General features: G+C 69.9%; 21 protein-coding genes. 7 read left to right on the top strand and 14 right to left on the bottom strand.

Annotated elements, in window-relative coordinates; all coding sequences use genetic code 11:
* Positions 1 to 18: 18 nt before the first annotated feature.
* From OG734_RS41305 to OG734_RS41295, 3 genes are all read right to left on the bottom strand, one after another.
* Positions 19 to 633, bottom strand: a complete 615-nt coding sequence (locus OG734_RS41305) for a cupin domain-containing protein (RefSeq protein WP_330293977.1) — start codon at positions 631 to 633, stop codon at positions 19 to 21.
* Positions 634 to 746: 113 nt separating this feature from the next.
* A complete protein-coding gene (locus tag OG734_RS41300; protein ID WP_330292502.1) occupies positions 747 to 1,682 on the bottom strand; it encodes a PmoA family protein in 936 nt (311 codons plus the stop codon).
* On the bottom strand, positions 1,679 to 2,929 hold the full coding sequence (locus OG734_RS41295; RefSeq protein WP_330292501.1) for a Gfo/Idh/MocA family protein: 1,251 nt from the start codon (positions 2,927 to 2,929) through the stop codon (positions 1,679 to 1,681). The genes OG734_RS41300 and OG734_RS41295 overlap by 4 nt, the downstream gene beginning before the upstream one ends.
* A 351-nt stretch (positions 2,930 to 3,280) precedes the next feature.
* On the opposite strand from OG734_RS41295, the gene OG734_RS41290 reads away from it, so the two are divergent.
* Both OG734_RS41290 and OG734_RS41285 read left to right on the top strand, forming a co-directional pair.
* A complete protein-coding gene (locus tag OG734_RS41290; RefSeq protein WP_330292500.1) occupies positions 3,281 to 4,156 on the top strand; it encodes an undecaprenyl-diphosphate phosphatase in 876 nt (291 codons plus the stop codon).
* A 93-nt stretch (positions 4,157 to 4,249) separates the two neighbouring features.
* Positions 4,250 to 4,429: a hypothetical protein gene (locus tag OG734_RS41285; protein ID WP_330292499.1), complete on the top strand. Its 180-nt coding sequence runs from the start codon at positions 4,250 to 4,252 to the stop codon at positions 4,427 to 4,429.
* Between the two features lie 96 nt (positions 4,430 to 4,525).
* Here the strand turns inward: OG734_RS41285 and OG734_RS41280 are convergent, their stop codons facing one another.
* Both OG734_RS41280 and OG734_RS41275 read right to left on the bottom strand, forming a co-directional pair.
* A complete protein-coding gene (locus tag OG734_RS41280) occupies positions 4,526 to 5,269 on the bottom strand; it encodes an SDR family oxidoreductase (protein WP_330292498.1) in 744 nt (247 codons plus the stop codon).
* 58 nt (positions 5,270 to 5,327) lie between these two features.
* Positions 5,328 to 5,990: a DUF4291 domain-containing protein gene (locus OG734_RS41275; RefSeq protein ID WP_330292497.1), complete on the bottom strand. Its 663-nt coding sequence runs from the start codon at positions 5,988 to 5,990 to the stop codon at positions 5,328 to 5,330.
* A gap of 60 nt (positions 5,991 to 6,050) precedes the next feature.
* Here OG734_RS41275 and OG734_RS41270 point away from each other — a divergent pair, with 60 nt between their 5' ends.
* Both OG734_RS41270 and lnt read left to right on the top strand, forming a co-directional pair.
* Complete coding sequence (locus OG734_RS41270) at positions 6,051 to 6,551, top strand: nuclear transport factor 2 family protein (protein ID WP_330292496.1); 501 nt, start codon at positions 6,051 to 6,053, stop codon at positions 6,549 to 6,551.
* A 181-nt stretch (positions 6,552 to 6,732) separates the two neighbouring features.
* The gene (gene lnt / locus OG734_RS41265; RefSeq protein ID WP_330292495.1) at positions 6,733 to 8,307 is read left to right on the top strand and encodes an apolipoprotein N-acyltransferase; all 1,575 of its coding nucleotides are present in this window, start codon (positions 6,733 to 6,735) and stop codon (positions 8,305 to 8,307) included.
* Here lnt and OG734_RS41260 read toward each other — a convergent pair.
* On the bottom strand, positions 8,225 to 9,136 hold the full coding sequence (locus OG734_RS41260; RefSeq protein WP_330292494.1) for a Gfo/Idh/MocA family protein: 912 nt from the start codon (positions 9,134 to 9,136) through the stop codon (positions 8,225 to 8,227). The genes lnt and OG734_RS41260 overlap by 83 nt on opposite strands.
* Before the next feature lie 129 nt (positions 9,137 to 9,265).
* Here OG734_RS41260 and OG734_RS41255 point away from each other — a divergent pair, with 129 nt between their 5' ends.
* Complete coding sequence (locus tag OG734_RS41255; protein WP_330292493.1) at positions 9,266 to 9,784, top strand: DinB family protein; 519 nt, start codon at positions 9,266 to 9,268, stop codon at positions 9,782 to 9,784.
* 160 nt (positions 9,785 to 9,944) lie between these two features.
* Positions 9,945 to 10,448, top strand: coding sequence for a hypothetical protein (locus OG734_RS41250; protein ID WP_330292492.1), 504 nt, complete (start codon positions 9,945 to 9,947; stop codon positions 10,446 to 10,448).
* 67 nt (positions 10,449 to 10,515) lie between these two features.
* Here the strand turns inward: OG734_RS41250 and OG734_RS41245 are convergent, their stop codons facing one another.
* The 7 genes from OG734_RS41245 to OG734_RS41215 form a co-directional block, all read right to left on the bottom strand.
* Positions 10,516 to 11,091 (bottom strand): hypothetical protein, encoded by a 576-nt coding sequence (locus tag OG734_RS41245; RefSeq protein ID WP_330292491.1) that lies wholly within the window; start codon positions 11,089 to 11,091, stop codon positions 10,516 to 10,518.
* 145 nt (positions 11,092 to 11,236) lie between these two features.
* Entirely contained in the window at positions 11,237 to 11,920 is a 684-nt protein-coding gene (gene ung / locus OG734_RS41240) for a uracil-DNA glycosylase (RefSeq protein WP_330292490.1), read from the bottom strand.
* A 124-nt stretch (positions 11,921 to 12,044) separates the two neighbouring features.
* Complete coding sequence (locus OG734_RS41235; protein ID WP_330292489.1) at positions 12,045 to 13,625, bottom strand: ABC transporter substrate-binding protein; 1,581 nt, start codon at positions 13,623 to 13,625, stop codon at positions 12,045 to 12,047.
* Positions 13,626 to 13,943: 318 nt separating this feature from the next.
* A complete protein-coding gene (locus tag OG734_RS41230) occupies positions 13,944 to 14,702 on the bottom strand; it encodes an SDR family oxidoreductase (protein ID WP_330292488.1) in 759 nt (252 codons plus the stop codon).
* Positions 14,703 to 14,719: 17 nt separating this feature from the next.
* Positions 14,720 to 15,481 carry a 3-oxoacyl-ACP reductase FabG gene (gene fabG / locus OG734_RS41225; protein WP_330292487.1) on the bottom strand — a complete coding sequence of 254 codons (762 nt, stop codon included), beginning with the start codon at positions 15,479 to 15,481 and terminating at the stop codon, positions 14,720 to 14,722.
* Positions 15,482 to 15,619: 138 nt separating this feature from the next.
* Positions 15,620 to 16,003, bottom strand: coding sequence for a DUF3037 domain-containing protein (locus OG734_RS41220; RefSeq protein ID WP_330292486.1), 384 nt, complete (start codon positions 16,001 to 16,003; stop codon positions 15,620 to 15,622).
* Positions 16,000 to 16,773 carry a HipA family kinase gene (locus OG734_RS41215; protein WP_330292485.1) on the bottom strand — a complete coding sequence of 258 codons (774 nt, stop codon included), beginning with the start codon at positions 16,771 to 16,773 and terminating at the stop codon, positions 16,000 to 16,002. Before OG734_RS41215 ends, OG734_RS41220 begins: the two co-directional genes overlap by 4 nt.
* A 114-nt stretch (positions 16,774 to 16,887) precedes the next feature.
* Between OG734_RS41215 and OG734_RS41210 the strand changes: the two genes are divergently transcribed.
* A complete protein-coding gene (locus tag OG734_RS41210) occupies positions 16,888 to 17,325 on the top strand; it encodes a Rieske (2Fe-2S) protein (RefSeq protein ID WP_330292484.1) in 438 nt (145 codons plus the stop codon).
* 3 nt (positions 17,326 to 17,328) lie between these two features.
* Here OG734_RS41210 and OG734_RS41205 read toward each other — a convergent pair whose 3' ends face one another.
* The gene (locus tag OG734_RS41205) at positions 17,329 to 17,985 is read right to left on the bottom strand and encodes a cysteine hydrolase (protein ID WP_330292483.1); all 657 of its coding nucleotides are present in this window, start codon (positions 17,983 to 17,985) and stop codon (positions 17,329 to 17,331) included.

Genomic DNA, 17,985 nt, shown 5'->3' with positions numbered 1-17,985 from the left:
CTTCTCCGGGCATCCTCCCTAGGGGGTGCCCTTGTACACGTCCAGCCGCCCGCACATCCCGAACTTCCCGTGCGCCGAAGGCTGTTCGGCCCGTACGACGGCCTCCGCGAGGTGGGACGTGTCGCCCCGTTCCAGACGGTCGAGCTGCTCGCCCGTCGCGTCGGCCGCCGCCTCGGCGCCGCGCCGCCAGCGCTCGCGCCAGTCGGCGAGCCGGGGCCGTACGAGAGCGGCCGCGGCCTCATGGAAGGCGGCCAGCGCCTCCGGCCCCTCGGCGTCCCGCAGCGCCCGGTACCCCTCAAGGGCTAGGTCGCGCCGGGCCCGGGCGACCCGCTCCTGCTCGGCGACGGGCGCGTCGGCCGGGATCACGGTCGCGGCGGCGTACGTCTCCGGGTCGGTCAGGTATTGCGGCGGCAGGGTGAGCACGGCGTCCCCCGCCTCCGGCAGGCCGCTGTTCTGCATGAGGACGGTGATGCGCAGTGCGTCCTCGTTGACCAGCCGGTGGATCGTGCCCGGCGTGAACCAGGCGACCGCGCCGGGGGCGAGTGGCGTCTCCTCGTACCCGGACATCGTGAGCGTCTGCACCGCGCCCCGCCCGCCCGTGACGACGTACGCCTCCGAACAGGTCAGATGCATATGGGGAGTTCCGCCGCACACACCGTCGACGGCCGGCCAGTCGTAGACGGACAGATGCGAGACGGCGACGCCGCCGGGCAGTCCCGCGAAGGCCGCTGCGTCATTTGCCGCGCTCACCACGGGTGCTCCTCCAGGTACTTGGCGACGCCCTCGCGCTCCCACTCCCCGTCGGCGACGACGACCCGGTAGCGGCGGGTGAGCGTGTCGCCGGGCGCGAGCTCCAGTTCGTCGTGGAAGGCCCAGGAGGGGGCGACGGCGGCGAACGGCTCATTGCGCACGAACCAGTGGGCGGGATGCGCGCCCTCCCTGCCCAGGTGGTCGTTCTCGGGCGCGTGTGCGAACACCAGCGTGGCGTGTCCGTCGGCGCCGTCGAACTCGCCGGAGTACGCCAGCCACGGCGCCTGCTCGCCCATCAGCCCGGGCCCCTCGGAGTCGGGGCCGAGGACGCGCCCGTCCCGGAAAGCGCGCGGGCCGCGCCAGAACAGGCCGGTGTAGCCGGCGGCTTCGCGCCCTGCGGTGGTCGGGCTGCCGAAGAGCAGCGGCTCGTCACGCCGGTTGGTGATCGCGCTCGTCCAGGTCAGCGCCCAGGAACCCGCCGCCGGATCGACGTCGTGCACCTCGACCCGCCGCGACTCCTCCGCCCACAGCTCCCCGCTGTACGGGTGCCAGGTGAGCCGCTCCGCGATGACGACCCGGCCCCCGCTCGATACGACCTCGTCGAAGCCGACGTGGGCCATCGAGCCGACGCGCTCGGGGAGGGCGAGATACCCCTCGCCGTGCACATAGGTGTTGCCGCCCCACAGGTTCGACCCCGACAGGTGCGAGGCCGTCAGCTGGAGGCCCTTGTGCCAGCGGTGGTCGTTGGGCCGGTAATCGGTGACGACGTTGCCGGCGAGCGTCCGGATCGGGTGCAGATACGGCTTCGGCGCCTCCCAGGCCGCCTCGGGCCCGTACACATAGCTGAACAGCTCGACCCCGGTGTCGGGTTCGGTCACGGTGATGCGGTCGCCGTGCGCGTGGACGATGCGCAGGTCCTCGGACGTGGTCACGCGGACGCCTCCTCGGTAGCGGAACCGGAAATATCGCCATCGTCGCCGCTCGCGGGCGCCCAGCCGGGCGCACCGCCGTGCAGCGCCGCATAGTAGGGGTCACCCGGGCCGATGTCGCCGGCCCGGACGGTCGTGTCCGTGAAGGCGGACTTGTACAGCGCGGTGATCAGTTCCAGGCTGGTCCGCCCGTCCGCCCCGCTGCTGCGCGGCCGTTCACCGGCGCGCATGCTGGCGACCAGCTCGCGCAGCTGCGCGAGGTGCGAACTCGGCACGTCCGCCCCGAAGTCACGCCAGGCGGCCACCTCCGCCGGCGGCACGTCCGGCGCCGGGGTGATGGTCCAGTCGGCGTTGCTGTGCCCGTACAGATGGGTGAGTTCGACGGTGGCACGCTCACAGTCGATGCGGATACGGCTGACCTCGTCGGGGCTGAGCACACTGTTGACGACGGTCGCCAGCGCGCCGTTCGCGAACCGGACGAGCGCGGTGGAGACATCCTCGGTCTCGACGTCGTGCACGAGCCGTCCGGCCATGCCCCGCACCTCGCTCCACGGCCCGAGCAGATCCAGCAGCAGATCCATCTGGTGGATGCCGTGCCCCATGGCGGGCCCGCCGCCCTCGGTCTGCCAGCGCCCGCGCCAGGGCACGGCGTAGTAGGCGGTGTCGCGGTACCAGGTGGTCTGGCAGTGCGCCACGAGCGGCCGGCCCAGGGCCCCCTCGGCGAGCAGCCGCCGTACATGGTTGGACGCGGAGCCGAAGCGGTGCTGGAAGACGATCGAGGCGTACGGACCGCCCCCGAGCCCCTCTTCCGCCTCGATGGCGTCGAAGTCGGCGAGCGTCGGCACCGGCGGCTTCTCGCACCACACCCAGGCACCGGCGCGCAGCGCGGCCACGGTCTGCTCGCGGTGCAGGGTGGGCGGCGTACAGATGGTCACCAGGTCGGGCCGCTGCTCCCGGAGCATCTGCGCCAGGTCGGTGTACGCGTGCGGAATCCCGCTCTCCGCGCAGAACGCCTTCACCGCGTCGGCGTTGATGTCGACGGCGGCGACGACCTCCGTCTCGCCCTCGCCGGCCAGCTGGGCGAGCGCCGGCAGATGCGACCCGCGCCCGATGGCGCCCGCCCCGATGACGGCGGCCCGGATACGACGGCCGGTGAGCGGGACCGGCGAGGGCTGTGCGGTGAGGCCGACGGCAGGAGGGCTCCCCGGGGCGGCGGGGGCGGTGTCGGGGTTGGTTGCGGGTGTGGTCATGTGCGTGATCAGCACTCCATCGGACGCGATGACTGACGTGGGCCAACGCGTGATGACTCCGGACCCTGATCCGGGGGCAGCAAGCGCTTTCTCTTCGCTGGCAACGTATGTTCCGCTCGAGCGGCCGGTCAACACCGCAGTGGGGGTGTCCACGGGGTGGACGCTGCGGGTGAGCAATCTGGAGAACCCCGCCCTTTGCCACCCCTTGACCCCGCCCCCTGTGCTCGGCCTGTCGTCGGAGGCCGCTAGGCTGCCCCCAACACACCTGATCCTCGCCGACCTTCGCTTCGCGCACGGCGGCCCGGTGTGTCGTCGGCCCTTCCACGATCAGCGCTTGGACCACGTAACTTCATGTCTTGGTTTGAATCCCTCATCCTCGGACTCGTCCAGGGGCTGACCGAGTTCCTCCCCGTCTCCTCCAGCGCGCATCTGCGCCTGACGGCAGCGTTCTCCGGCTGGGAGGACCCGGGTGCGGCCTTCACCGCGATCACGCAGCTGGGTACGGAAGCGGCGGTGCTGATCTACTTCCGCAAGGACGTGGGGCGGATCCTTTCGGCATGGTTCCGCTCGCTCACCAACAAGGCGATGCGCAGCGACCACGACGCGCAGATGGGCTGGCTGGTGATCGTCGGCTCGATTCCGATCGGCGTCCTCGGGGTCACGCTCAAGGACCAGATCGAGGGGCCGTTCCGGGATCTGCGGATCACCGCGACGATGCTGATCGTGATGGGCATCGTCATCGGCGTCGCCGACCGGCTCGCGGCGCGTGACGAGACCGGCGGGAAGCACCGGGCGGCCAGGGAGCGCAAGGGCCTGAAGGACCTGAACGTACGGGACGGTCTGATCTACGGCCTGTGCCAGGCGATGGCGCTGGTCCCCGGTGTCTCCCGGTCCGGCGCGACCATCAGTGGCGGCCTGTTCATGGGCTACACCCGTGAGGCGGCGGCCCGTTACTCCTTCCTGCTGGCCATGCCGGCCGTGCTCGCCTCGGGTGTGTTCGAACTCAAGGACGCGTCGGAGGGCGGTCATGTCTCCTGGGGTCCGACGGCGTTCGCGACGGTGATCGCCTTCGCGGTCGGATACGCGGTGATCGCGTGGTTCATGAAGTTCATCAGCACCAAGTCGTTCATGCCGTTCGTCTACTACCGCGTCGCCCTCGGCATCGTGATCATCGCGCTGGTGGCGACGGGCGCCCTGAGCCCGCACGCGGCCGAGTCGTCGGGCTGACACAGTCACGGTCCGGCGACCGTGACCAACCACATACCGTGTGAGTAGCCACTTGGTAGCGCACTGTCAGTCCCTGCCCCTACGCTGATACGCATGTCCCCCGATTCCCTGGCCTCTGGTTCCGTGCGGTCTGCCGCCGCGTTGAACGAGCAGATCCGTGCCCTCTGGCTCCGCGCGGGCGGCTCCCTCTCGGCCCAAGAGCGTGAGGAGTACGAGCTGTTGGTGGTCAGGTGGGCCGCGGCGATACGTGGCGAGATCATCGAGGCGGCCTGACCACGAGGTCCACGACAGGAGAGCGGGGCGTCTGTCCGACGCCCCGGACCACTGATTCGTACACCGCCTCTCACCTCCCCCTCTCGCCACGCAGCGTCACCGCCCGCCGGCCACCCGCAGCACCGCGCCCGTGGTGTAGGAGGCCTCGTCGGACATCAACCAGGCGATGGCAGCCGCGACTTCCTCGGCCAGCCCGGGTCTGCGGAGCGGGATCGTCGTGGCCGCGCGTTCCGCCCGGCCCGGGTCGCCCATCGTCGCGTGCATCTCGGTGTCGATGATGCCCGGGGCCACGGCGTTGACGCGGACGCCGTCCGGACCGAGTTCCTTCGCCAGGCCCACGGTCAGCGCGTCGACCGCCGCCTTGGTCGCCGCGTAGTGGACATAGTCGCCGGGGCTGCCGAGGGTGGCCGCCGCCGAGGACACGTTCACGATCACGCCGGTCCCCCGAGCCGTCATGGCCCGCGCGGCCCGACGCGAACACAGCAGCGTACCCAGCAGGTTGACCTCCACCACGCGCCGCAGATCGCCGGGGTCCGTGTCGGCGAGCCTGCCCAACGGGCCGGTCACCCCGGCGTTGTTCACCAGCCCCGTGACCGGCCCGAGCCGCTCCTCCACCGTGTCGAACAGCCGGTCCACCTCCGCCTCGACCGAGGTGTCCACCCGGACGGTCACACACCGCGCCCCCGCCTCCCGAACCCCCGCCGCAACCGACTCGGCGGCCCGGGCGTCCCGCACGTACCCCACCGCGACGTCGTGACCGTCCGCGGCGAGCCGCAGACAGGTCGCGGCACCGATCCCCCGACTGCCACCCGTGACCACCGTGACCGACGACCCGCTCATGGGGCGCACCTCCGTGTCCCGTTGTTCCGCACCTGGCCTTCTACGTCTTCTACGTCTTCTACGGTCGCAGATGCGCGAGCACGTCCTCGTCGAGCGGGAGAGGCCGCTCCACCGGCAACAGCCCGGCCGCACGCTCCAGTTCGCCCGCCCGCACAAGCCCATGAACCTCGGCGGCGAGCGGCGTCACGTCCTCGACGCCGACGATCCACTCATCGGCGTACCGCGCCGCCGCCTCCCCCGAAAGCCCCAGCTGCAAGGACCGGTACGGCAACGGATGCAGCCGGAGATCACGCTCGGGGTCCCACTGCACCCGCGCCGACGCCCGCCGCAACTGCCGCTTCCAGGCGCCCTGGTCCTCGTGCAGCCCTGGAACGTAGTGCGACAGGCACGCGTTGCGCAGCGCCCAGTCGAAGCCCTCCCGGCTGATCTCGACGGCGAGCACGGTCTCCTGGCCCTCCTTCGTGCCCCATCCGCAGCGGTACATCATCCAGGCGAAAGAGGGTTTGATCCACGTCATACGATCCCGCTTCCACGCCGCCGGAAACCGACCCTCGCGTGCAGCCGCGAGTCCGATCTCCGGGCGGTAGGCCTGATAGACGGTCAGTGTGGACGCCGTATGACGGGCGCGGACGCGGAACTTGGGTTCCGGTTCGCGGGAAACGTCGGGAGAACCGACTGTCTGATCATTCACGCGACCAGCTTCCGCGTCGGACACGCCCATCGGCCACCGAATATCCGCACATACCTTGGCTCCGCCCGCCCCGTACCCAACACTGAGCCGATGACGCAGCGTGTGGAGCTCGCGACCGTGATGGACCGGCTCTCCCTCGACGGACTCGTCACCGCGTACGCGGTGGCGGTGGACGACGGCGACTGGGAGGCGTACGTGGAACTGTTCGCGCCGGACGGGCGGGCCGACTACCGTTCGGCCGGCGGTATCGAGGGGGACGCCCGGCAGGTCGTCGGGTGGCTCAGACAGAGCATGGAACTGTTTCCGATGCGGCAGCATCTGATCGTCAACCGCCGGGTCGGCTTCGGTCTCCTGGAGCAGGACACGGGCGACACGGCCAGTGTCCAGGCGGACTACGTCAATCCCATGCGCCTCACGGACCATGACGGCGAATCCGGGTCCACCGCGCCCGACTTCGTGTGCGGCGGCCGGTACGCCTTCGGACTGATCCGTACGAGGGACGGCTGGCGGTTGCGCGAGGTGGTCGTACAGGAGAAGTGGCGTCGCACGCCGGCGCCCGTACCAGGAACCGGCCACCGGCCGATCGACTGAGCGCTTGCCCCCCTGCCCCCGGACCATCCGCGTACGCCGTACGAGGAATCCGTCACTCCTGGCCGGAGTCCTTCTGGTCCGAGATCGTCTCCACCGCGCACACTGGACTCCCGAAGGGGTAAGCGAGTGGGTGGTTGACCGGGTGCTCCCGGGGAACGAACCGACTGGTAGGAGGCGCCGTATGACATTGACCGGCCACTGGATCGCCTCCCCGTGGCGACGTTCCGTCGCCGCCGCGCTGGCCGGTGCTCTGCCGATGTTCGCCTTCCCTGCGCCGGCACTGTGGTGGTTCGCCTACGTCGCGCTCGTGCCCTGGATTCTGCTCCTCCGGTCCGCGCCCACCGGCAAACGGGCGGCGTACGACGGTTGGTTCGGCGGCCTCGGATTCATGCTGGCGGTGCATCACTGGCTGCTGCCGAGCCTGCATGTGTTCACGGTCGTCATCGCGGCGCTGCTGGGTGCGCTCTGGGCGCCCTGGGGCCTGCTCGTACGCCGGTTCCTGGCGGGCCGGCCCTCGGGCGGGCGGATCGCCGCCGGGCTCGTCGTGCTGCCCTCGGGGTGGCTCATGGTCGAGCTGGTCCGCTCGTGGCAGGGGCTGGGCGGGCCATGGGGCATGATCGGATCCAGCCAGTGGCAGGTGGCGCCCGCGCTGCGGCTGGCCTCGGTCGGCGGGGTGTGGCTGATCGGCTTCCTGGTGGTGGCCGTGAACGTCGCGGTCACCGTCCTGGTCGCGGTGCGCGAGTCCAGGGTCCCGGCCGTGGCCGGACTCGTCGCCACCGCCGCCGTCACCTCCGCGGCCTGGGTGTGGTCTCCGCGTCCGGAGACGGACGGCCGGGTGCGGATCGCCGTCGTCCAGCCGGGCATCGTCGACGGGGCCGCCAGTGCCGAGAAACGGTTCGCGCTTGAGGAGGCACTCACCCGCCGACTGGCCGGCCAGGACGTCGATCTGATCGTCTGGGGCGAGAGCAGCGTCGGCTACGACCTCGCAGACCGCCCCGACCTGGCGAAACGGCTCGCCTCACTCTCACGCACGACCGGGACCGACATCCTCGTCAACGTGGACGCCAGGCGCTCCGACCGGCCCGGCATCTACAAGAGTTCGGTGCTCGTCGGTCCGGACGGCCCCACCGGTGACCGGTACGACAAGATGCGGCTCGTGCCCTTCGGTGAGTACATTCCGGCACGTTCGCTGCTGGGCTGGGCCACCTCCGTCGGCAAGGCGGCGGGCGAGGACCGTAAACGGGGCACCGAGCAGGTGGTGATGGACGTCGGGCACGGGCTGCGCATCGGGCCCATGGTCTGCTTCGAGTCCGCGTTCCCGGACATGAGCCGCCATCTCGCCCAGGACGGCGCCGAGGTGCTCGTCGCCCAGTCCTCGACCTCGTCGTTCCAGCACAGCTGGGCCCCCGAGCAGCACGCCTCGATCGCGGCCCTGCGCGCCGCCGAGACCGGCCGACCCATGGTGCACGCCACCCTGACCGGCGTGTCCGCCGTCTACGGCCCGAGCGGCGAGCGCGTCGGCTCCTGGCTCGGCACCGACGCGAGCACCTCGGCGGTGTACGACGTACCGCTGGCCCGGGGTGTCACGCCGTACGTCCGCTTCGGTGACTGGCCGGTGCACGCGGCGGTGCTCGTCCTCGTCGTCCTGGGGGCCGTCGAGGGCGTGGGCCTGCTCAGGCGCCGCCGATCCGCTCCCCCACCGCCTGTACCACCCGCTCGCACAGTTCATGAGTCGCCAGTGCGTCCCGGGCGCTGAGCACCCGGCCGGCGCGCACGGCGTCGAGGAAGACGAGCACGGCCTGTTCGATGCCGCGCTGCCGGGCCACGGGCACCCAGTCCCCACGCCGCCGTACGGTCGGCTGCCCCTTGTGGTCGATCACCTCGGCGAGGTTGATCACCTGACGCTTGGTGTCCTGCCCGGACACTTCGAGGATCTCCTCGGCCGAGCCGCTGAGCCTGTTCATCACCCCGAGCGCGGTGAAGCCGTCCCCGGCGAGTTGGAGCACCACATGGTGCAGCAGCCCGCCCTCCGTGCGGGCGCGCACGGTCACGTCGTCGACCGGGCCCGGCACCAGAAACCGCAGGGTGTCCACGACATGGATGAAGTCGTCGAGGATCATCGCGCGGGGCTCCTCGGGCAGCCCGATGCGGTTCTTCTGCATCAGGATCAACTCGCGCGGGTGGTCGGCGCACTGTGTGTACCCGGGCGCGAAGCGCCGGTTGAACCCGACGGCGAGCGAGACGGCACGCTCCTCCGCCAGCCTCACCAGCCGCTCCGATTCGGCGAGTTCGTACGCGAGCGGCTTGTCGACGTACGTCGGTACGCCCGCCTCCAGCAGCCTGGTCACGATCTCCGGGTGCACGACGGTGGGCGCGTGCACGAAGGCCGCGTCGAGGCCCTGGGCGATCAGAGCGTCGAGGTCGGCGTGGCGCTGCCCGGCCGGCAGGCGCAGGCCGTCGGCGACCCGGGCGAGCGTCGCGGGTGACCGCGTGTGCAGATGGAGTTCGACCCCGGGCAGCGTGCCCAGCACCGGCAGATACGCCTTCTGCGCGATGTCACCTAGTCCGATGCAGCCGACCTTCACGGGGTCTCCTTCAGCGGTTGCCTACCGGGGTCAATGCCGGAAGCATACGGCCGCCGGTGGCTTCGTCGGCCGGCCGAGCTTCCGGAAAACGCGTGGTGAGGGGCGGTCGCGGTGAGCGACCATGCGTGTATGACGACAGAGACGACCCGCAGTGAACCCGCCCAGAACGCCGACGAACGCGCCATGCTGGAGGGCTGGCTGGACTACCACCGGCAGACCCTGGCATGGAAGTGCGAGGGTCTGACCGACGCCCAGCTCAGGACCGCCTCGGTGGAGCCTTCCGAGCTGTCCCTCATGGGTCTGGTGCGGCACATGGCGGAAGTGGAGCGGGGCTGGTTCCGCAAAGTGCTGGTGGGCGACGATCCGGGGCCGATCTACTACACCGAGGAGGACCGGGACGGCGAGTTCCATCTGACCGCCGCGGACAGCTGGCAGGAGGCGTACGGCACCTGGCAGGCGGAGATCGAGATCGCCCGGCGCAACGCCGCGGGCTTCGGCCTGGACGAACTCTCCGTCGGCAAGAGCCGGTTCACCGACGACCCTTTCAACCTGCGTTGGATCTATACGCACATGATCGAGGAGTACGCCCGCCACAACGGCCACGCCGACCTGATCCGCGAACGGCTCGACGGAACGACCGGCGACTGAACCGAGCCGGCGGAGGGCGCGCCCGGCGCGCCTCGGGACGGTGACAACCGTCAGCCGGGCCCGTCTCGCACCCTCCGTACGGGGACGGAGATCACCCGTGTGGGGCATCGTCCGCTGGTCCACGGTTCCAAATCCGGCCGGACACAGCAGAGTTGCGCGGGTGCATCGAACGACGACCACCGCAACGCTTCTGGTCACCGTGGCTGTCACGGCCCTCTCCGGCTGCGTCACGATCCAGCACCCTTCCGCGCCCGGCCCACCCCCGGCGCCGTCCCGGCCGGCGGTGCCCCACCCGGACAGCCGGGCCGAACCGCAGATCGTGCAGGCGCCTGCCCGGGAGGCACTGGAGCTCATCGGCCCGGACCGCAGGCCCCCGCCGGCGCAGCGGGCACCGCGGGTCCCGTCCGAGCGGCACCGCCCGGCCGCAGCGGCACCCGAGCCCCCACCGGCTGCCGCTCCGGCACCCCCGCCGCCGCGCCGGACGAAGCCGAAACAGCGCCCGCCGAAGCCGGAGCGCCGCCATACCCAGCCCCGCGTCGAAATCCCCGACATGCCCCGCCCGGTACGCGAGAACACGGATGTGTGCGCCCTCGGCAGAAAGTACGGCGGCTGGGGCAAGGACAGCCCCCAGGCGGTCATCTGCAAGGAGGCGTACGGGCGTTGAGTGCGCACAAGGCGGCCTGACACCGCGCGGTCAAACCCTCGAGAGCCCCCGGAGCCGTCAGGACCGCCTAGGGCCGTTGCCTCGGCGGCCCCCAGGACTCCCCTCCCGATCCTCCGTCCGACCCCCCATCCGACCCCCCATCCGACCTGCCGGAGGATTCCCCCTCCCCCAGCCGCAGTTCCAGCCGCCCGATGGCCGCCCTGATCCCGTCGCCGTAACTGTCGTCGCCCAGGGCGTCGGCCGCGCCGCGGGCGCGGCGGATGTGGGTCCGGGCGGCGTCGGGGCGGTCCAGCTTCACGTAGTCGGCGGCGAGGTTCAGGTGCAGCGAGGGGTACAGGGCGCGCACCGCGATTGCCCCTTCGTGGCGGACGACCGCCGCGACGCGCTCGTCCGACAGTTCCTCCGCCGCCGACAACGCCCGGAGATCCCACGCCAGTTCGTCCGAAGGATCATCCTGGGTGTCTGCCATGTAGTGCGCCAGAGTGCAGCGGTGCAACGGGTCGCCGTCCTCGCCGATCTCCGCCCACAGCCCCAGGAAGCGGCCCCGGGCCTCCTCGCGGTCACCGCCGTGATGCAACATGACGGCCTGTCCGATCCGGGTCATCATGGCCTCCGGCGCCACCTGTTCCTGCCGCTCCGCCACCGCGACCTCCACCCTGTCCGCCTGTGCCCGCTGTCGCTCCCGACGCTAACCGCAGGCACTGACAATCCCGCACAGGCGGGCCGGTGCGGCACCGGACCGGCCCCACGATGCGGCTCACCGCTCCCAGGTCAGCCCAGGTCAGAACTCAGCCCAGATCGGGAATCGTCCAGTCGATCGGGTCGTGCCCCTGACCGGCCACCGCCTCGTTGATCTGGGTGAACGGGCGCGAGCCGAAGAACTTCTTCGCCGACAGAGGCGACGGGTGTGCCCCCTTCACCACCACATGCCGCTCCTCGTCGATCAACGGGAGCTTCTTCTGCGCGTAGTTGCCCCACAGGACGAAGACCGCCGGGTCGGGACGGTCGGCCACGGACCGGATCACCGCGTCAGTGAACCTCTCCCAGCCCTTCCCCTTGTGCGAGTTGGCCTCGCCGGAGCGGACCGTGAGCACCGCGTTGAGCAGCAGCACGCCCTGTTCGGCCCACGGCATCAGATAGCCGTTGTCGGGGACGGGCGTGCCCAGCTCCTCCTTCATCTCCTTGTAGATGTTGCGGAGCGAGGGCGGGGTCTTCACCCCGGGCCGGACCGAGAAGCACAGGCCGTGACCCTGCCCCTCGCCGTGGTAGGGGTCCTGACCGAGGATCAGGACCTTCACCTTGTCGTACGGCGTCGCGTCGAGCGCGGCGAACACCTCGTCGCGCGGAGGATAGACAGGACCCTTCGCCCGCTCCTCCTCGACGAACTCGGTCAGCTCCTTGAAGTAGGGCTGCTGCAGCTCGTCACCCAGGACGCCGCGCCAGGACTCGGGCAGCATGGCGATGTCGGTCACGTGAACTTCCTCCGATGTGCGGTGTGTTCCACTCACCGAAGAACCTACCGGCGCCCACTGACAACGGGTCACTGACAGCGACTCCGGACACCCGCCGTGCACCGTGCGCCGGCCATGAGCTCAGCTACCAGCTGGTCTTCCAATACAGCTCCCACATCACCATCATCGTCGCCGGGTCGATGGACACCTCGGCACCGCCGATGTCCTCCTTCGCCGCCACATGCTGCTTGCCCTGCCACAGCGGCAGCAGCCGGGCGTCGTCCAGGAGGATCTGCTGGGCCTCCTCGAACTCCTCGCCGACGGCCCCGCGGTCGCTCTCCCGGCGTGAGGCGGGCAGCAGTTCACCGGTGATCTCGGGCGACGTGTACGGCGTACCGAGCGCGTTCTGCTCGCCCACGAAGGGGGCGATGAAGTTGTCGGCGTCGGGGAAGTCGGGGAACCAGCCGCGCCCGAACACCGGGTACTCGCCCTTCTGGTAGCCGTCCACGTAGGTCTTCCAGGGGCGGCTCTGGAGCGTGACGGTGAACAGGCCGGAGGACTCCAGCTGTCGCTTCAGTTCCTCGAAGGCCGGCTTGGTCTGGGAGCCGTAGCGGTCGCTCGTGTACCAGAGGGTCAGCGGGACCCGCTCGGTGATGCCGTCCTCCAGGAGGATCTGCCTGGCCTTGGAGGAACTGGGATTCCCGAAGTCGTCGAAGAAGCCCGTCGTATGGCCGACCAGACCCTTGGGGATCATGGAGTACAGCGGCTCGACGGTGTCCTTGTAGATGTTGTGGGCGAGCGCCGGACGGTCGACGATCTGGGCGATCGCCCTGCGGACCGAGAGCCTGCTTGACCACGGGTCCTTGGGGTTGAACACCAGGTAACTGATCTCGGTGGTGGCGTTCTCGACGAGCTGGAGCCCCTCCTCCTTCTCGTTGTCCTGGATGTCGACGATGTCGTCTGCGCTGAGACCGCGGTAGATGATGTCGACCGACTTGTCGCGGAGAGCGTCGGCCACCTCGGACGACTTCTGGAAGTAGCGGATGGTGACCGCGTCGTTCCTGAGCTTCGCGATGCCCTTGTAGCGGTCGTTCCTGACGAGTACGGCCTTGTCTCCCTCTTTGTAGGACTCCAGGATGTACGGCCCCGAGCCGTTGACCTTGCCGTCCTGGCGGAGGGACTTCGCGGGGTACTCCTCGGGGTCCACGATCGACATGGCGGGCGTGGAGAGCACAAAGGGGAAGGTCGCGTCGGCCTGGTTCAGATGGAAGACGATCCCGCGGTCACCCTTTACCTCGATCCGGTCGAGGCTGGTCAGCAGACCGGCGGGGCCACCGTTGACGTTGATCGTCTTGATCCGGTCGATGGAGTACTTGACGGCCTTCGCGTCCAGTTCGTGTCCGTCCGAGAACTCAAGGCCCTCGCGCAGCTCACAGCTGTACACCGTGCTCGAACTGTCGGTGAACGCGCAGCTCTTGGCGGCGTCGGGCTTGGGCTCGGACCCGCCGGTCTCGAAGTTGAGCAGGGTCTGGTGAACGTTGCGGAACAGCTCCCACGAGTTGTCCCAGGAGGCCGCCGGGTCCAGTGTGCTGGGCTCACTGGTCGTCCCCACCACGATCGACTTCCCCTCATTGGAGGAGTCGGAGGAGAAGACTCCGCATCCGGCGACCATGGATATGGACGCGGCTGTCGCCAGCTGCCGCAGGCCCCGGTTCCGGTTGAACACGTGCACGCTCCTCGATCTGCCATACCAAGCCAACGGTCGGCAGACCATACCGCAGTGCCCCACCGGGTGGTCCAGCTTCCTGGCAGGCCACTTGATCAGCGCGTATCGGACAGCACCGTCATCGGGCCGTGTGACCTCGGACGTCGACACCGGAGCTTTTTCTGTCAGCTGCGGCGCATAAGTTTGCAGTGGCCGACATAGAGACCTTTCGCCACTCATCTTCCGGTAAATGGCAAAGCAGACGTAAAAATCGGCGCCGCCGAACCGACGCGGGCGCCCGTCTCCCGACGAACGCCCGCCCCACTCCGTACGGGTACGTCAGCCGTGTCCGGCCTTGAGGAAGATACCGCCGTCGACCACGAGCGTCTGGCCGGTGATCCAGTCGGCCTGGGACGAGGTCAGGAACGCGGCGGCGCCGCCGATGTCGGAGGGTACGCCGAGCCGGCCGAGCGGGTAGGCGGCGGCCGCCTCCTCCTCCCGGCCCTCGTAGAGCGCCTGCGCGAACTTCGTCTTCACAACGGCCGGCGCGATCGAGTTGACCCGCACCCGGGGCGCGTACTCGTACGCCAGTTGCAGCGTCAGGTTGTCCATCGCGGCCTTACTGATGCCGTACGCGCCGATGAACGGCGAGGCCGAGAGGCCGGCAACGGACGTGATGTTGACGATCGCGCCGCCGTTCTCCTTCTGCCAGGCGTGCCAGGTCTTCTGGGCGAGGCCGAGCGCCGAGACGACGTTGGTCTCGAAGACCTTGCGCGCCACGTTGAGGTCGAGGTCGGCGATCGGCCCGAACACCGGGTTCGTACCGGCGTTGTTGACGAGGAAGTCGACGCGTCCGAACGCCTCCAGGGTGCGTTCGACGGCGACGGCCTGGTGGGCCTCGTCGTGGGCCTTGCCGGCCACGCCGATGACCCGGTCGGCACCGAGTGTTTCGACGGCCTCCTTGAGCGCGTCCTCGTTTCGTCCGGTGATGCACACCCGGTCACCGCGCGCGAGCAGCGCCTCGGCGATGCCGTAGCCGATTCCCCGGCTGGCGCCGGTGATGAGGGCGACCTTGCCCGAGAGTTCCACAGTCGTCATGTTCCTGTTCCCCGGTCCTAGTCGAGCGGTCCGCCGGCGACGTACAGCACCTGGCCGGAGACGAATCCGGCGGCCTCGCCCGTGAAGAAGGCGATCGCGTTGGAGATGTCGTCCGGGTTGCCTACGCGCTGCACGGGGATCTGGGTCGCGGCTGCGGCCTTGAAGTCCTCGAAGCCCATGCCGACGCGTTCGGCGGTGGCGGCGGTCATGTCGGTGGCGATGAAGCCGGGGGCGACAGCGTTCGCGGTGACGCCGAACTTGCCGAGTTCGAGGGCGAGGGTCTTGGTGAAGCCCTGGAGACCGGCCTTGGCCGCGGAGTAGTTGACCTGGCCGCGATTGCCCTGGGCGGAGGACGAGGACAGGTTGACGATCCGGCCGAACTTGGCGTCCACCATGTACTTCTGACAGGCCCTCGACATCAGGAAGGCGCCGCGCAGGTGCACGTTCATGACCGTGTCCCAGTCGGACACGCTCATCTTGAAGAGCAGGTTGTCGCGCAGGACGCCCGCGTTGTTGACGAGGATCGTGGGTCCGCCCAGCTCCTCGGCGATACGCGTGACCGCGGCCGCGACCTGAGCCTCGTCGGAGACGTCGCAGCCGACGGCGATCGCCTTGCCACCGGCGGCGGTGATCTTCTCCACGGTGTCCTTGCAGGCGGCCTCGTCGAGGTCGATCACCGCGACGGCGCGGCCCTCCGCCGCCAGTCGTACGGCGGTCGCGGCGCCGATGCCGCGCGCACCGCCGGTGACCACGGCGACCCGCTGCTCTGTGGTGGACATTGCTGGTTCTCCTCGCCCTTGAAAAGCCTGCGGCCCACGGTACGCCCTCAGGTGAGCGACCGCTTAGTACCTTCAGTACACGTGACGCTAGAAGTCCTGGCACCCGGTGTCAACGGCATGTCACTCCGGTGTGAGCCATTACCTGACCAGCAGGTCGAGCAGTCGCTCCACCTCGGCCCCCGGATCAGCGGTGAGACCCGTGTGCACGGGCCCCGGCTGGACCACCGTCGAGCGCGGCGCGATCAGCCAGCGAAAGCGCCGCCCGGCATCATCCACAGCCGCCTGACCCGCGGATTTCCCGCCCGCACAGACCCCTTCCACGGCACCCAGCGCGGCCCGCACCCCGACCACGTCGGCCTGGGGGTCCAGGGCCCGCAGCTTGCCCTCGTCCAGATGTGTTCGCGCCGCGACGAAGGACTTGGCACGGCAGTACACCAGGACGCCGGCGTTGAAGCACTCACCGCGTTCGATCCGCGGTACGACCCTCAGCAGCGCGTACTCGAAGACGTCCCGCTCACTCACTTCTCCCCCTCGATGCCCTGGATGCCCTTGACGCGCTCGTGGATGACCGCGGCGCGCGCGAGGAGCGGCTCCGCGTAGGCCCGCCGGAGCGCGTCCGGCGAGTCGAAGCCTGGTTCGTCCGCGAGCCACGCGTCGGGGATCTCGGCGGTGACCTCGGCGAGCAGCTCCTCGGTGACCAGCGGCGCCAGTTCGGCGGCGGCCGAGGCGATGTCCGGGCCGAACGGCGCGAGCGCGTGCTCGGAGACGTCGTACGGCTTGGCGGCGGAGGTCCGGGCGCCGGGCCAGTGGTGGTGCCAGATCATCGTCGCGCCGTGGTCGATGAGCCACAGGTCTCCGTGCCACATCAGCAGGTTGGGGTTGCGCCAGGACCGGTCGACGTTGTTGACGAGCGCGTCGAACCACACCACCCGCCCGGCCTCCTCGGCGCTCACCTCGAAGGCAAGGGGGTCGAAGCCGACCGCCCCCGACAGGAAGTCCATACCGAGGTTGGTGCCGCCGCTGGACCTGAGCAGCCCCTGCACTTCCTGGTCGGGCTCGCCGAGGCCCAGCACCGGGTCGAGGGCGACCGTCACCAGCCCCGGCACCCGCAGCCCCAGCCGCCGGGCCAGTCCACCGCAGACGACCTCGGCGACAAGCGTCTTACGGCCCTGTCCCGCGCCGGTGAACTTCATGACATACGTCCCGAGATCGTCGGCCTCGACGAGCCCCGGCAGCGAACCGCCCTCACGCAGGGGCGTGATGTAGCGGGTCGCGGTGACTTCCTTGAGCATCGCCCCAGGTTACTGGGGCGTTCGCGGCCGGATACCCGGACCGCCTGAACGGCGCGCGCGCAGGGTTCGTATCTTCATACGGATCAGGAAACGCCTGCGGAAGGAAACGCCAGCATGAGCAGCGCCTCGCTTCAGCCCGTATCGGGACCGGCTCGTCGTACGGTCATGGCGGCGGCCGGCGCGGCGGGGCTCTCCGTCGCGCTGACCGCGTGCGGGTCGGAGGACGACTCGTCGGACTCCGCCACCGAACAGGGCGCCGCTGCCGGCACCGCCCTCGCGAAGACCTCCGACATCCCGGAGGGCGGCGGCAAGATATTCGCGGACCAGGGTGTGGTGGTCACGCAGCCGACGGCGGGCACCTACAAGGCGTTCTCGTCGAAGTGCACGCACGCGGGCTGTGCGGTGACCGGCATCACCAACGGCGTGATCACCTGTCCGTGCCACAACAGCGAGTTCTCGGTCGCGGACGGCAGCGTGAAGAAGGGCCCGGCGACCAAGGCGCTGGCCGCCGAGTCGATCAAGGTGTCCGAGGGCTCCATCACGCTCGCCTGACCCTCACTCCCACCCTCGCCCGGCGCGGCGAGGCCGCTTGAGGCAGGCCAGCACCTCGTCGGTGGTCGCGACCGTGGCGACCAGCGCAAGGGTGTTGCGGATCATCGCGGGGGTGTAGTCGGAGGGCACCCCCGCGATGGCGTCCCCGGGCACGACGACGGTGTATCCACGGTTCACGGCGTCGAACACGGCGTTGGGAATCGCGACGTTGGCCGAGACCCCGGTCACGATCAGCGTGCGGCAACCCAGGTTGCGCAGCAGGGCGTCGACGTCGGTGCCCTGGATCGGCGACAGGCCGTGCAGCCGCCGTACGACGAAGTCCTCGTCGGCGACCTCGATCGGCGGTGCGACACGCACCGCGGTGGTGCCCGAGAGCTGCTGGACGGGAAGCCGTTCGGCGGCGCGGAACAGGCGTGCGTTGTGGTTCGCACCCCGGCCGTCCGAACGGCGTTCGGCGATGGCGTGGATCACCTGGACGCCGGTCTCGTGAGCGGCGGCGACCAACCTCGCGACCTGGGCGAGCGCCCCTGACGACCGCGCTTCCTCGGCGAGTTCGGGCAGGGCGCTGTCCGGTCCGACGACGCCCTGCTGGCACTCGACGGTGAGCAGGACCGTAGTCGCGGGGTCGAGGAGTTCGCTGAGCTGTTCGTACGACGGCAT

The organism is Streptomyces sp. NBC_00576, assembly GCF_036345175.1.
Lineage (GTDB): Bacteria > Actinomycetota > Actinomycetes > Streptomycetales > Streptomycetaceae > Streptomyces.
Note: the sequence above shows the minus strand (reverse complement) of the source record. Positions and strands in the feature narration are given on the sequence as shown.

What these genes read in the sequence shown, in the direction of transcription:
- OG734_RS41210 (WP_330292484.1), top strand. Translation starts at nt 16,888, where the DNA reads ATGAGCAGCGCCTCGCTTCAGCCCGTATCGGGACCGGCTCGTCGTACG.
- OG734_RS41255 (WP_330292493.1), top strand. Translation starts at nt 9,266, where the DNA reads ATGACGACAGAGACGACCCGCAGTGAACCCGCCCAGAACGCCGACGAA.
- OG734_RS41295 (WP_330292501.1), bottom strand. Translation starts at nt 2,929, where the DNA reads ATGACCACACCCGCAACCAACCCCGACACCGCCCCCGCCGCCCCGGGG.
- OG734_RS41215 (WP_330292485.1), bottom strand. Translation starts at nt 16,773, where the DNA reads ATGCTCAAGGAAGTCACCGCGACCCGCTACATCACGCCCCTGCGTGAG.
- OG734_RS41270 (WP_330292496.1), top strand. Translation starts at nt 6,051, where the DNA reads ATGACGCAGCGTGTGGAGCTCGCGACCGTGATGGACCGGCTCTCCCTC.
- OG734_RS41205 (WP_330292483.1), bottom strand. Translation starts at nt 17,985, where the DNA reads ATGCCGTCGTACGAACAGCTCAGCGAACTCCTCGACCCCGCGACTACG.
- lnt (WP_330292495.1), top strand. Translation starts at nt 6,733, where the DNA reads ATGACATTGACCGGCCACTGGATCGCCTCCCCGTGGCGACGTTCCGTC.
- fabG (WP_330292487.1), bottom strand. Translation starts at nt 15,481, where the DNA reads ATGTCCACCACAGAGCAGCGGGTCGCCGTGGTCACCGGCGGTGCGCGC.
- OG734_RS41285 (WP_330292499.1), top strand. Translation starts at nt 4,250, where the DNA reads ATGTCCCCCGATTCCCTGGCCTCTGGTTCCGTGCGGTCTGCCGCCGCG.
- OG734_RS41290 (WP_330292500.1), top strand. Translation starts at nt 3,281, where the DNA reads ATGTCTTGGTTTGAATCCCTCATCCTCGGACTCGTCCAGGGGCTGACC.
- OG734_RS41275 (WP_330292497.1), bottom strand. Translation starts at nt 5,990, where the DNA reads ATGGGCGTGTCCGACGCGGAAGCTGGTCGCGTGAATGATCAGACAGTC.
- OG734_RS41280 (WP_330292498.1), bottom strand. Translation starts at nt 5,269, where the DNA reads ATGAGCGGGTCGTCGGTCACGGTGGTCACGGGTGGCAGTCGGGGGATC.
- OG734_RS41305 (WP_330293977.1), bottom strand. Translation starts at nt 633, where the DNA reads ATGCATCTGACCTGTTCGGAGGCGTACGTCGTCACGGGCGGGCGGGGC.
- OG734_RS41230 (WP_330292488.1), bottom strand. Translation starts at nt 14,702, where the DNA reads ATGACGACTGTGGAACTCTCGGGCAAGGTCGCCCTCATCACCGGCGCC.